Below are 13,298 nucleotides of genomic sequence, written 5' to 3'. Positions count from 1 at the left end.
TCGCCCCGGCCTGACTGGCTGAAGTTTTCGGCGCGGCCCGTCCTCAGCCGAGCGGCGCCTCTCTGGCATCATCCGGCTCAAGAATGGGTAAATAAGTGACCCCAATCTTATACAACAGAACCCCGAAGGCGACAAAGGCCAGAGTGATCGCCACTTCGCCAACGGAGGGAAAATAATTCCAACCGGTCCCCGGATCGACCCCGATCAGAAACACGTTGAAGCGGTTAAGGACCACCCCGAGGATGACCGAAGTTGCGCAGCAGAACAATTTGACCGGGTGCTGCCGGACTCTTTCCCGTTTGAGCAGAAAATAGGGGACTGCGAACAAAGCGAACTCAACCAGGAACGAATACCCCTGGACGCTGCCGTCAAAGGCACTGGCCAGGACCCCGCGAAAAGCCAGATCACCGATCCGCAGCAGCAGATAGGTCCCCAGAAAGTAGGGGATAAATTCCGCGATTCCGGCCAGCAATTTGTCCTCCACCTTGGTGCGGAAGAAAATCCGCGCCAGAGTCCCTTCAAAAATGACCATCGGCAAGCCGGCACTGACCGCCGAGGTCAGAAACAACAGCGGCGACAGGGGAGTAAACCAGAGTTGGTGCAACTTGTAGGGTGCAATCAGCATCAGCGTCCCCAGGGACGACTGGTGGCCAAAGGACAAGACCACGCCGGCGATGATGAAAAAGGCCATGATCCGGCGCAGCAGCCGCTCACCACGATCCATCAGAAACTCCGTTGGCTGGTTGAGAGCGCCGAAAGGACCGGGCAGATTGACCCGGCCACGGTATTCTTCGAACAATGCCGGCAGGTTTTCGACCCCCAGCACGGTCAGATAGAGCATGACGCACCAGGCCACCTCAAACAGCACCGAGGTCCCGTTCCAGAACACCAGGGCATGCCAGATGTTGTAATATTTGCCCAGGTCGAAGGTGACCCCGAGACCGACCAGAAAATAGCCGATGAAAGCGGTCAGGGTCGCCGGCCGCAGCAGGGCATGGTATTTTTCATGGCCGAAAATCTCGACAATGGCCGCAGTGGTAAAGCCGCCGGCCGCCAGGGCCACCCCACAGGCGACATCGAAGGCGATCCAGATACCCCAGGGATAACCGGGGTTGAGGTGAGCCATGGAGGCGAAGCCGTAAAAAAAGCGGAAATAGGCGAAATAACACCCAGCGGCGATGAAAAACAACAGCACCCAGGTATTGAAGGTCAGGAATTTGCCCCGCAAGGCGCAGGCGTGGTTACTCATCGTGCTCTCCTCTCTGCTCCTTAGCGGTTTTCCGCCGGTTGTTATAGACCATGATGCCACCAAGGATGGTATAGACGGCGATGGGCGGGATGAAATACTGGAAGATCCGATGCTGAATACTTTCGGTCAGCGATGAAACCGGCTTGTCTTCGAAATCGCCCAGCCCCAAGGATGCAAAAGCGACATTTTTTTTGGTCAGATAGAGCACATCGGTCCCGCCGACTTCATGCTCCCCATAGATGTGGTCGTCATAACGGTCCGGGTTTTCCCTGATCCGCTGGCGGGCGATCTCGAGTAATTCCTGGCGTTTGCCGAAAACAATGGCACCGGCCGGGCAGGCTGCGGCACAGGCGGTCGGCATGCCGTGCTTGATCCGGGAGTTGCTGCACAGGTTGCATTTTTTCACCGTCGGAATGGCCTTCTGCCATTCGAACTGCGGCACGTTGAAGGGGCAGGCCACCATACAGTAGCGACAGCCCATACATTTCTTGGCATCATATTGCACCGAGCCATCGGCGGTTTTTTTCAGGGCTCCGACGATACAGGCTGACTGGCAGGCCGGATCGATGCAATGCATGCACTGCCGTTTGACAAAGGTCGCTTCCCCCTGCTGATCCCGATACATCTTGATCAGGGTATAGGAGTACTGGGACAGTTCGCGGGGCGAATCATACAATCCCTCGTCAAAGCTCGCTTCCGGCGGCAGGCCGTTTTCTTTTTTGCAAGCCACCTGGCAAGCTTTGCAACCGATACAGCGGGTCGAATCATTGAGCATCCCGTACCAGTCCGGATCTGCTTTCACCGGTTGCCGCTGGGCTGCGGCCGGGGTCGCCGCAGAGCAGACCGCGGCCCCTCCGACGGCCGTTAACTTGAAAAACTTTCTTCGTGAGATGTCCATGCCTACCCCCTCTTATCCTGTTCCGGAGGTTGCGGCTCTTTTCTCCCCGCCGTTGCCTTCATAGCGACAGCGCCGGCGGCCAGCCCGGCCAGGCCGGTATAGACCGGAGTCAGATCGACATCCTTATGGTGATCGGTGGCGATGGGCGGATAGGCAGCCGGCGGGGTCACCTCCTTGATCTGCACCGGGGTGGCCAAAGACTGGTCAAAGGGGAAGGCCGGTTCAACGCAACCGATGCAGGGATGGCCGTTTTCAATGCACCAGTTGGTGCCGCCGTTGAAGCGTTTTTCCGGGCAATCGGCATGAGTGATCGGACCTTTACAGCCAAGCTTGTAGAGACAATAGGGATCGGAAGCTTTCTGGGCGAAGCGGCCGGCATCAAAGTGGCCGCGCAACGGGCAGTTATCGTGGATCAGCTTACCGTAATGAGCCACTGGCCGACCGACCTCATCGACTTTGACGATCTTGGGACCGCCCAGCAGGACCGCTGCCACAGTGCTGATGAACCAGTCGGGGTGCATGGCGCAGCCGGGCAGGTTGATGGTCGGCGTCACCACGCCATGGTCACGAAACACTTCGGCCACCCCTTTGGCCCCGGTCGGATTGGGAGCCGCCCCGACCACCCCGCCATAGGAAGCACAGCTGCCGGCCGCGATCACCGCTTTGGCTTTGCGCCCCAGCCGCAGCACATGCTCCAGCCCGGTGATGCCGTGGCCGTTCTTTTCCCCGACCTCACAGGCGGTGCCGTTGTCCTTGGTGGCCACGGCGCCTTCCACCACCAGCAGAAACGGTTTGACCTCGGTATCGTACATGGCCTGCATGGCCAGGTCGCCGGAGGCCGCCATCACCGTCGGGTGAAAAGCGAGCTCGGTGTGATGGCCGGGCACGATCTGCCCGAGCAAGACATCCTGAATCCGTGGCGACAGAGCGTTCAGCAGCGATACGCTGCAGCCGCTGCAGGCTCCGGCCGCCAGCCAGATGATCGGGGTTTCTTCCAGGGCCTCGGCAAACGCCTTGCGCAGCAGCGGGTTATCGAACAGGCTCATCCCGAACACAGCTGCTGCTCCGGCCGTGCCTTTTAAAAATTTACGTCGACTCAGTTCCATTAGTTCTCTCCCCGGGGGTCATCCACCCCCAACAGGTGTTCAATTTCATTGACGACCAGGCGAACCGCTTGGGGGACCGCCTGCCGCACCGCATCACAAATCCCGATGCCCAGCGCTGTCGATGCCGGCTGTACACCGATCACCACGGTCTGCTCCGGCTTGCAATCGACCAGCTCCCCCAGTTTGAGGGTTTCCAGCAAACCAACCTGGTGCAGGGAATTCATCGGCAATCCTCCCTGCTCGACCTCATCCGGGCTGAACCGATACAGCGTCCCCGGTTCCTGACCGCCGCGGACCGCATCAAGCACAATCAGCTTGCGGCGGTCGGCAAAGATATCCATCAGGTCGATGGCCGAAGTTCCGGCATCAAACAGTTCGACCTGTTCCGGCAGGTTTTCCGCGTCAAGAGCGCTCAGCACCGCAGCGGCGAAGCCGTCGTCACGACAAAGGATATTGCCCACTCCCATCACCAGGATCGGAGCACGCAAGGCCACAGCTGCAGAAGTCATTCCTGCGGCCCGACGACGAAGCGCCCCAGATCCTGCCCTTTGGGGTCAACGACATGAACGGCACAGGACAGGCAGGGGTCGTAAGCACGCACGATCCGAACCAGCTCAAAGGGATTATTTTTGTCTTTGACCGAGGTGCCGATAAGGGACTGTTCAATGGGACCGGGCTGACCGGTGGAATCCATCGGTCCGGCGTTCCAGGTCGTCGGAACAACGGCCTGATAGTTTTTTGTTTTGCCTTCTTCCACCACGATCCAATGGCCCAGGGCGCCCCGCGGCGCTTCGTGCAGGCCCATCCCCCGTGCGCTCACATTGAGATCAAAATCGGTGAAGGACGGTTGGCCCGGTTGCAGCTCCATGGCCCAGTCGCGCAACTTGCCGGCCACGACCCGGGTTTCGATGGCGCGCGCAGCATGCCGGCCCAGCACCGAGAACAGCGCAGTTGGGGAGGCATTGAAGCGGCCCAGCACGCCATCGATCAGGCGCCGGATCTGGACATCGCCGGACACATAGCTGGCCAGCATCCGCGCCAGCGGCCCAACTTCCATGACCTCGCCGTTGTAACGTGGCGACTTGCACCAGCTGTAAGCGCCGGCCTTGTCATGATCAGCTTCGGTCACCCCTTCAAAGGGATGGCGAATCCCGGAGTCGACATACCAGCTGTTCTGGACATCTTCGGTGATCAGCAGCGGATCGACCCGCTCCATGCTGAGATCTTTCCCCCTGACAATCCCCTGCGGCAGATAGCGTTTGCGTTTGGTCAGATCCGGGTCACTGTCCAGGTCGAACACCCCGAAGGACATGAATTGCCGGCAACCGGCGCCGATTTCAAAGTAATCGCTGTAGCGGCCGGCCACCAACAGCACATCCGGCAGGTAACAGGTATCGATGAAATCGATCAGCTGGTCCACCTTGCCGATAAATTGGGTAATTTTGTCCCGAGTCGGCTGGGTTGACACGCCGCCGGCGACGATCGCCATATTGTGGGGCATCTTGCCGCCGAACAACGCCACGGTTTCATGGGCCAGGCGGCGCATGTTCAGGGCCTCGACATAGTGGGCGACCGCGGCCATGTTTTCTTCTTTGCTGAGCCGATAGTCCCCCTCATAGCGCGGCACAAAGGGTCCCAGATGGCCGCGGCTGATAAAATCCTGGACTTTCTTGAGGACCGGGTCAGTGCCGCTGTAATCGGCCACCGCCGTAACATCGACATAGTCGAGGGCGGCCAGTTGATAAAAATGGAGAATATGGGACTGGAGGTAGTTCGCCCCCTGAATGAGGTTGCGCAGAATGCGGCCGTTATCGGTGATACTACCCTGCACGCCGTAGGCTTGATCCAGGGCGAAAGCCGCGGCCAGGCCGTGAGAGGTCGGGCAGACTCCGCAAATGCGCTGCATGATCCGCGCGGCATCGCGAGGATCGCGGCCAAGTAGGATATTTTCCAGCCCGCGATAAAGCATCCCGGAGCTCTTTGCTTCCTTGACGATCCCGCCATCCAGGGTCGCTTCAATCTTGAGATGGCCTTCAATCCTGGATATGGGGTCGATGGTAATCTTTGTTGACATGGGATTCTCTCCTGATCTCATAAAAAAAATGGCACAACAGCAACCAACCCGTCTTGACCTGTTTCTTTATGCTCCTTTCCTTAAAAAGCTGCGGTAACCGTACGGGGAGGTTGCGCAAATAAAACATCGGTCACAGATCAAGGAATGTGCCAACCAGAAATTTTTCTTTGCAACAGGTATGATTTTAGTGGTGACAGGCTGTTTTTTGAGAATAACCGGTCGAAAGAAGGGATTCTCAGAAATGGGTCATTCTGTCCAGAATTTGTTTCAAACCTACACAAAATTGCCAGCTGCAACAGCGGCAAAAGCACTTAACCGGGAAAAAAATTTTACCCGGACTGCTCGCGACGACTATTTTTCCGGTTTGCCAATCGCATACTGCTCTAGTTTACGGTCCAACGTCTTCCGGGAAATCTTAAGAATTTCAGCTGTTTTCATCTTGTGATAGCGGGTCTGGCGAAAAACCTGCTCAATATAAAGCTGCTCCAATTCCGCCAGGGACATGTGCTGGGCGGGAAGTTTGAACGCCGTGGTGCCGCCATCGATAATGCTCAGCGGCAGGTGGGAACTTTTGATCAGACCGTCATCGGCCAGCAGCGCCGCCATCTCCAGCACGTTTTGCAGCTCCCGGACATTGCCCGGCCACTCATACTGCACCAGGCGCTTCAGAGCCGCCGCTTCGATGTCCAACTCCCGCCCTTCCTGCTTGCGCAGGAAAAACCGCACCAGCAGCGGAATGTCTTCGCGCCGCTCTCGCAAGGGTGGCAGTTTCAGGGTGGCGACATTGATCCGGTAGTAAAGATCCTGACGAAACCGCCCCGCCGCGACCTCCTCCTTCAAATCTTTGTTGGTCGCTGCGACAAAACGCACATCCGCATGCTTGACCTGGGTCGAACCGACCGGCATATATTCTTTTTCCTGCAGCACCCGCAGCAGCTTGGCCTGCAGGGCCGGGCTCAGATCGCCGACCTCATCCAGGAACAGGGTGCCCCGATGAGCCTCCTGGACCAGCCCGCTCTGGCTGGCGATGGCCCCGGTAAAGGCGCCTTTAACATGCCCGAACAGCTGACTTTCCAGCAGAGTATCGGTCAGGGCGGCGCAGTTAATGGTCAAAAAACGATGTTCGCGACGCGGGCTTGAATAATGGATGGTCGAGGCGATCAGCTCCTTGCCGGTACCGCTTTCCCCCAGCACCAGGACGCTCGCATCACTGTCCGCGACCTTGCGGGCCAGCGCGTAAACCTGTTCAAAACATTTACTTTTAAAGATAATCTGGCCCGGATCAAAGCGGTCTTTCAGTGCCGCCTTCAGGGACTGATTCTCCTTTTCCAGCCGGCTGCGCTCCAGGACCCGGCTGACAATCGCCGCCACATCGTCGCTCCCTAACGGCTTGATCAGATATTCATGGGCGCCGGCCTGCACCGCCCTGACCGCTTTACGGACCGTTGCCAAGGCACTGACCACCACCAGTGTCGCCCTGGGATAGGCGGTGACCAGGCGTTTGAGCAGATCATCAAGGGGAGCGCCGGGTAATTGGTCATCGATAAAAATCAGGTCCGGATACTCGGCATTGTGCCCTTTCGGCAAATCCATAAGCTGCTGGGCATTGTTGTACAAAGCCACCTGATGCCCCGCCGCTTCCAGCCAGGGGACCAGGAAAGACTGCGCCTGCTCAGTGCTGTCGCAAACATAGATGGTGCCCTGCTGCATAAAACCGCCTCCCGGGAAATTGTGTCATTTTGTCCAAGGCATTAAAGGGTAATTTTGCATTCGCGTCAACACCGGCCTGCCGGGCGCTCTGCAGCCGCCCTTTTGCTCCATCCTGTTTTCCGGTTTGATTTTTGCATCAGCTCGTACCGCTGCGGCCGGCGAAAAAGACCATCGACAAATTTTTTTGCGTCTTGGCATCGTCAGCTGCTGGAGTCCGAGCAGGGACGAGGATGCTGTTTTTCGACAGCCCGCTATAGTATGATGGCGCATTGTCTGCCGCCGGGATAATCACCTGCCAACCCAAAGCTGTGGAATATATTCATGCACGAAGTCGGTATCACCAGGAACCTTGTCGAAATCGCCGAAGACCATGCCCGCCGGGCCGGCAGCAACCGCGTTCTCTCGGTCAGCGTGGATATCGGTGAGCTCTCCGGGGTGGTGGCAGAGGCGGTCGAATTCTGCTTTTCAGCGGTGACTCAGGACACCATGCTGGAAGGGGCGACCCTGCTGATCAACCGGATCCCTGGTAAAATGACTTGTGAAGAGTGCCGGCATGTGTTTGCCGCTGACAATCTGACCTTTTCCTGCCCGGCCTGCGACAGTTTTCTGGTCCAGACCACGCAGGGGAATGAATTGCGAATGACCGAACTGGAGGTTGAATAATCATGTGTATCGAATGCGGCTGTGAAGAAGCAACTCATCCTGCTCACGACCATGAGCATCCTCACCATCATGAGCATGGACCCAAAACCTTGCGGATCGAGGAAGACCTGCTCAGCAAAAATAACCGTCTGGCCGGCCAGAACCGGCAGATGTTCCGGGAACAGGGTGTTTTCGTGCTCAACCTGGTCAGCTCGCCGGGATCGGGCAAAACCACTTTACTGGAAAAAACCATTAGCGCCCTCGCCCCTGAAATGCGCATCGCCGTCCTCGAAGGGGATCAGCAGACCAGCAACGATGCCGAGCGCATCGCCGCCACCGGCGTCCCGGTCAAACAGATCAACACCGGTGCCGGCTGCCACCTCGACGCCCACATGGTCAGCCACGGCGTGGCCGACTTCGACCTTCCCGAGACCGATGTGCTGATGATTGAAAATGTCGGCAACCTGGTCTGCCCGGCCTCTTTCGATCTGGGTGAACATCACAAGGTCGTGGTCCTTTCGGTCACCGAGGGGGAAGACAAACCGATCAAGTATCCGCACATGTTCCGGGCTGCCGATGTGCTGCTGCTCAACAAGACCGACCTGCTCCCCTATCTTGATTTCGACCTGGACAAGTGCCGGGACTTCGCCCGCCAGGTCAATCCGCGGATTCGCATTTTTGAACTGTCCTGTAAAACCGGTGCCGGCTTTGACGACTGGCTGGGCTGGTTGCGTCAGCAGATTCTGATCTGATCCGGATTGGGTCATTTTGACACATTGCACCTGCTAAACCTCTTGCTCAGAGTTTTTTTCCACTCAGGCTCCCTTGGTGCAAACGAAAACGGAACAAACAAGTAAAGGATTGTCACCGTGTGCTTAGCCGTACCGATGCAGGTTATGGAAATTGATCAGGATAACGCCCTGTGCGCAGTGGATGGCGTCCGTCGTAGCGCCAGCCTGATGATGCTTGACGATGTCAAGGTCGGCGACTTTGTCCTGATCCACGCCGGTTTTGCTATTGAAAAGCTGGATCCGCGGGAAGCTGAAAAGACCCTGGAGATGTTCCGTGCGATTGCCGCACAGGAACAGGCAGAACCATGACCCAAAGCAGCGCTTATCGCGATCCGGCGGTTGCCGCCGGATTACTCGACCGCATCCGCGACAAGGCGGCGACATTTGCCCGTCCGGTCACCCTGATGGAAGTCTGCGGCACCCACACCATGGCGATCCATGAACATGGCCTGCGGGGCTTGCTGCCAGCCGGGATCAGACTGGTGTCCGGCCCCGGCTGCCCGGTCTGTGTTACTCCCATCGACTATGTCGACCAGGCGCTGGCCCTGTGCCGGCTGCCCGACACCATCATCACCACCTTCGGCGATATGGTGCGAGTGCCGGGCTCGCAAACCAGCCTGCTTGAAGAAAAAGCGCGTGGGGCCGATATCCGCATTGTTTATTCAGCCCTCGATGCGGTCAGCCTGGCTCGGCATAACCCGGACCGGCAGGTGGTGTTCCTGGGGGTGGGCTTCGAAACCACGGCGCCGACCGTAGCCGGGGCGATCTTGCAGGCCCAGCAGGCGGGGCTGGACAATTTCTCCGTCCTCTGCGCCCACAAGACCATGCCGGCGCCGATGCAGGCGCTCAGCGCCGACCCCGACCTGCAGGTGGACGGCTACCTCTGCCCGGCCCACGTCAGTGCCATCATCGGCGCCGATGCCTACACGGAACTGACCACCCGCTACCGGGTCCCCTGCGTGGTCACCGGCTTCGAGCCCCTCGATATCCTGCAGGGAGTGGATATGCTGGTCAGCCAGATCGTCGGCGGAATCGCCAGGGTTGAAAACCAGTATTGCCGCTACGTCAAAAACGCCGGCAATCCGCGTGCCCAACAGCTGCTGACCCAGGTGTTCGAGCCCTGTGACGCCCGTTGGCGCGGACTGGGCCTGATCACCGCCAGCGGCCTGCAAATCAGAGCAGCTTACAGTTTTTTTGACGCCGCGCAGCGCTTCGGGGTCACGGTGGCACCGGCCGCTGAGCCGCTGGGTTGCCGCTGCGGAGAAATCCTTAAAGGCAAACTCGGCCCCCGCGACTGCCCGCTGTTCGGCCAGCGCTGCACCCCGGCCACCCCGGTTGGCGCCTGCATGGTGTCCAGCGAAGGCACCTGCGCGGCCGAGTACAAGTATGGATTTTAGCCAGAGTATCCTCCTCTGCTCCGGCCCCTTGCCTGATTGGGGCCGTGGATGCCAAAGGAGAGAAAGTAACCAATATGCCTGATGACATTATCCTGCTCGGCCACGGTAGTGGCGGCAAGCTCAGCCACCAATTGCTGGACGAGCTGATCATCCCCATGCTTTCCGAGGTTGAGACCAAAGACCAGAACGACGCGGCGCTGCTCACCCACGCCGGCCAGCGGCTGGCCTTTACCACCGACTCTTACGTGGTCGACCCGATCTTTTTTCCGGGCGGCACCATCGGCGATCTGGCCGTGTATGGCACGGTCAATGATCTGGCCATGGTCGGCGCCCAGCCGCTCGCTATCAGCGTCGGCCTGATTCTCGAAGAAGGGCTGCCCAAGGACGATCTGCAGCGGGTGCTGGAGAGCATGAAACAGGCTGCAGCCAGTGCCGGGGTCAGGATCGTGACCGGTGACACCAAGGTCGTGCCGCGCGGCAAAGCGGACAAAATATTCATCAACACCTCCGGCATCGGAGTCTTCGCTCATGACTTCAACCTGACCGGCAACAATGCCCGCCCGGGCGATAAGGTGCTGATCAACGGCAGCATCGGCGATCACGGTATGGCGATCCTGGCCAGTCGTGAAGGGCTGGCCCTTGAGACCGATATCAGCAGCGACAGCGCTCCCCTCAACGGTCTGGTCGAGGCCCTGCTGACCCACATCGGTGCGGCCGTGCATGTCCTGCGCGATCCGACCCGGGGCGGCGTGGCGACGACTCTCAAGGAGATCGCCCTGCAGTCCGGGGTCGATATCGTGCTTGATGAGACTGCGCAACCGGTCCATCACAACGTCCGTAGCGCCTGCGCCATTCTCGGGCTGGACCCGCTGTTTGTCGCCAATGAAGGAAAAATGCTCGCCGTGGTTGCCGCGGACCAGGCCGAAGCAGCCCTGCAGATCATGCGCAGCCATCCCCGCGGCCTGGAAGCGGCCATTATCGGTGAAGTCAGCGCGGCCTCTACCGGCCGGGTGGCCATGCGCACCGCCCTGGGCGGTCTACGGGCTATCGACATGCTGGCTGGGGAGCAGTTGCCGCGGATCTGCTGAACGGTGGGAGAGGCAGTGAACAAAGCCATAACCAGAACACGGCTGCATATCGAAGGGATCGTCCAAGGGGTCGGTTTTCGCCCTTTTGTCTATCGCGAGGCGCAGGCTTGTGGCCTGGCCGGCTGGGTGCTGAACAACAGCCAAGGGGTGCTGATCGAAATCGAAGGGCTGCCCGCGCAGCAGCAAGAATTCCTCGCGCGCCTACAACAGCGGCTACCGCCGCTGGCCAGCATCACCCGCCTGGTCCGGCAGCCGATCCCGGCCCAGGGGGAGAGTTCCTTTCAGATCCGGGCCAGTGCCACGGAAAACGACCATAACATCCAGGTCGCCGCGGACAGTTATGTCTGCCCCGATTGCCTGGCCGAACTGTTTGATCCCGCCGACCGCCGTTATGGCTATCCGTTTATCAACTGCACCAACTGCGGTCCCCGTTACAGCATTGTCACGGCCATTCCTTACGACCGCCCCAACACCACCATGGCCGCCTTCCGCATGTGCCCGCACTGCCAGGCCGAATATGACGATCCCGGCTCCCGCCGATTTCATGCCCAGCCCAATGCCTGCCCGGTCTGCGGACCGCAGCTACAGCTGGTCGATGCCGCCGGCAACCCGGTCAACGGCGACCCGATTGCGCAAACCAGCGCCCTGCTCGCCGCAGGCCATATTATCGCCATTAAAGGGCTGGGCGGATATCATCTCGCCGTAGCCGCCGACAATGCTGCGGCGGTTGCCGAGCTGCGGCGGCGCAAAGCCCGGGATGAAAAACCTTTCGCCCTGATGAGCTTCGATCTGGAGCGGATTCGCGGCTACGCCCGGGTCAGCGCGGCGGAAGCCGCGCTGCTGACTGGCCCGCAGCGCCCCATCGTCCTGTTGGAAAAACTGCCCGAACACAACCTTGCCGAGCTGGTCGCCCCGCGCAACCGCTATTTTGGCGTCATGCTCCCGGCAACCCCGCTCCACTACCTGCTGCTGCGCCAGTTTCCGGCCCTGGTCATGACCAGCGGCAACCGTAGCGACGAGCCCATCGCTTTTGAGGACCACGATGCCCGCGAGCGCCTCGCCACCATCGCCGATTACCGACTCAGTCACAACCGCGCCATTCACATCCGTTGCGACGATTCCATCGCCCGCGTGATGACCGGCAAACCGTTGTTGCTGCGCCGCTCCCGCGGTTTTGTACCCCACAGTCTGCCCCTGCCCGGGGCACAGTCCAGAGTCCTGGCCCTGGGGGCGGAGCTGAAGAGTACCTTCTGCCTGAGCCGCCGCGACCGGGCATTTTTGAGTCAGCATATCGGTGACCTCAAGAACCTGGAGACAGCCCAGTCCCTTGCTGCCGGTATCGCTCATCTGGAGAGGATTCTTGAATGGCAGCCCGAAGTGATCGCTCATGACCTGCATCCCGATTATCTGTCGACCAGCTACGCCCGGGAGCGGGCCGCACAGCACAACGGGCTGCCCTGCATCGCGGTCCAGCATCATCATGCTCACCTGGCCAGCTGCATGGCTGAAAACGGCATCAGCGAACCCTGCATCGGCTTGGTCTGCGACGGGATCGGCTACGGCGAGGACGGACAGATCTGGGGCGGGGAATTCCTGATCGGCGATTACCACAGTTATCAACGGGTCGGTCATTTCGCTGACCTGCCCATGCCCGGCGGGGATGCCGCCACCCGGGAACCCTACCGCATGGCGATCAGTCTCCTACACCGGGTCTATGGACGGGAGCTACCGGAGCTGCCCTTTTTACGTAGCGTCCCGGACGGCACCCTGCAGCTGCTTTTGCAAATGATTGAAAAAAGGGTCAACAGCCCGCTGACCAGCAGTTGCGGGCGACTGTTTGACGCCATCGCGGCATTGACCGGACTGCGCAGCCACAGTCATTACGAAGGGCAGGCCGCGCTGGAACTGGAGATGGCGATCAGCGGCAACTGCTTTACCCCCTACCCTTACCAGCTCGAACCGCAGGCCGGGCAGTGGATTTTCGATCCGGGGCCCAGTGTCCGCGCCATCGTCAACGATCTGTTTGAGGAGGTTGACGTCGGAATGATCAGTGGTCGTTTTCACACCACCCTGGCGGTGATGATGGTCGATGTCTGCAGCCATATTCGCGCTGCTCATGGGCTGTGCAAGGTGGTTTTATCGGGCGGGGTCTTCCAGAACCGGTTCCTGACCGAAACCATCCTGTCACTGTTACATAAACAGGATTTCCAGCCGGTTACGCATTCCCTGGTCCCGCCCAACGATGGCGGCCTGGCTCTGGGGCAAGCGGTGATCGCCGGGCACCAGTTGCAGTAGCGGCCCCACCCGGCCATCTGAACTCTCGGCCGAACGTTCGACCATAGG

Annotated in this window: 12 protein-coding genes; 6 read left to right on the top strand and 6 right to left on the bottom strand. The window is 59.5% G+C overall.

Annotation, left to right across the window (positions count from 1 at the left end; all coding sequences use genetic code 11):
* Positions 1 to 43: 43 nt before the first annotated feature.
* The 6 genes from nrfD to N909_RS0111545 all read right to left on the bottom strand — a co-directional run bounded on the left by nrfD (position 44) and on the right by N909_RS0111545 (position 7,037).
* A complete protein-coding gene (gene nrfD, locus N909_RS0111570; protein ID WP_029915216.1) occupies positions 44 to 1,249 on the bottom strand; it encodes an NrfD/PsrC family molybdoenzyme membrane anchor subunit in 1,206 nt (401 codons plus the stop codon).
* Complete coding sequence (hybA, locus tag N909_RS0111565; RefSeq protein ID WP_029915213.1) at positions 1,242 to 2,147, bottom strand: hydrogenase 2 operon protein HybA; 906 nt, start codon at positions 2,145 to 2,147, stop codon at positions 1,242 to 1,244. Before hybA ends, nrfD begins: the two co-directional genes overlap by 8 nt.
* 2 nt (positions 2,148 to 2,149) lie before the next feature.
* Positions 2,150 to 3,253 (bottom strand): hydrogenase small subunit, encoded by a 1,104-nt coding sequence (locus N909_RS0111560; protein WP_036683114.1) that lies wholly within the window; start codon positions 3,251 to 3,253, stop codon positions 2,150 to 2,152.
* Positions 3,253 to 3,762, bottom strand: coding sequence for a HyaD/HybD family hydrogenase maturation endopeptidase (locus tag N909_RS0111555; protein WP_029915209.1), 510 nt, complete (start codon positions 3,760 to 3,762; stop codon positions 3,253 to 3,255). Before N909_RS0111555 ends, N909_RS0111560 begins: the two co-directional genes overlap by 1 nt.
* On the bottom strand, positions 3,759 to 5,327 hold the full coding sequence (locus N909_RS0111550) for a nickel-dependent hydrogenase large subunit (protein WP_029915207.1): 1,569 nt from the start codon (positions 5,325 to 5,327) through the stop codon (positions 3,759 to 3,761). Before N909_RS0111550 ends, N909_RS0111555 begins: the two co-directional genes overlap by 4 nt.
* Positions 5,328 to 5,678: 351 nt before the next feature.
* Positions 5,679 to 7,037: a sigma-54-dependent transcriptional regulator gene (locus N909_RS0111545; protein WP_029915205.1), complete on the bottom strand. Its 1,359-nt coding sequence runs from the start codon at positions 7,035 to 7,037 to the stop codon at positions 5,679 to 5,681.
* A gap of 321 nt (positions 7,038 to 7,358) precedes the next feature.
* Here N909_RS0111545 and hypA point away from each other — a divergent pair, with 321 nt between their 5' ends.
* The 6 genes from hypA to hypF all read left to right on the top strand — a co-directional run bounded on the left by hypA (position 7,359) and on the right by hypF (position 13,250).
* Positions 7,359 to 7,700 (top strand): hydrogenase maturation nickel metallochaperone HypA, encoded by a 342-nt coding sequence (gene hypA / locus N909_RS0111540; RefSeq protein WP_029915203.1) that lies wholly within the window; start codon positions 7,359 to 7,361, stop codon positions 7,698 to 7,700.
* A gap of 2 nt (positions 7,701 to 7,702) precedes the next feature.
* Positions 7,703 to 8,431 carry a hydrogenase nickel incorporation protein HypB gene (gene hypB / locus N909_RS0111535; protein WP_051689712.1) on the top strand — a complete coding sequence of 243 codons (729 nt, stop codon included), beginning with the start codon at positions 7,703 to 7,705 and terminating at the stop codon, positions 8,429 to 8,431.
* A 117-nt stretch (positions 8,432 to 8,548) separates the two neighbouring features.
* Positions 8,549 to 8,779: a HypC/HybG/HupF family hydrogenase formation chaperone gene (locus tag N909_RS0111530; RefSeq protein WP_029915200.1), complete on the top strand. Its 231-nt coding sequence runs from the start codon at positions 8,549 to 8,551 to the stop codon at positions 8,777 to 8,779.
* The gene (gene hypD, locus N909_RS0111525) at positions 8,776 to 9,867 is read left to right on the top strand and encodes a hydrogenase formation protein HypD (RefSeq protein WP_029915198.1); all 1,092 of its coding nucleotides are present in this window, start codon (positions 8,776 to 8,778) and stop codon (positions 9,865 to 9,867) included. Before N909_RS0111530 ends, hypD begins: the two co-directional genes overlap by 4 nt.
* Positions 9,868 to 9,941: 74 nt before the next feature.
* Positions 9,942 to 10,955, top strand: a complete 1,014-nt coding sequence (gene hypE / locus N909_RS0111520; RefSeq protein ID WP_029915196.1) for a hydrogenase expression/formation protein HypE — start codon at positions 9,942 to 9,944, stop codon at positions 10,953 to 10,955.
* Between the two features lie 15 nt (positions 10,956 to 10,970).
* A complete protein-coding gene (gene hypF, locus N909_RS0111515) occupies positions 10,971 to 13,250 on the top strand; it encodes a carbamoyltransferase HypF (RefSeq protein ID WP_245613600.1) in 2,280 nt (759 codons plus the stop codon).
* Positions 13,251 to 13,298: the final 48 nt, after the last annotated feature.

Origin of the sequence: Pelobacter seleniigenes DSM 18267, from assembly GCF_000711225.1 — a bacterium.
GTDB lineage: Bacteria > Desulfobacterota > Desulfuromonadia > Desulfuromonadales > Geopsychrobacteraceae > Seleniibacterium > Seleniibacterium seleniigenes.
Note: the sequence above shows the minus strand (reverse complement) of the source record. Positions and strands in the feature narration are given on the sequence as shown.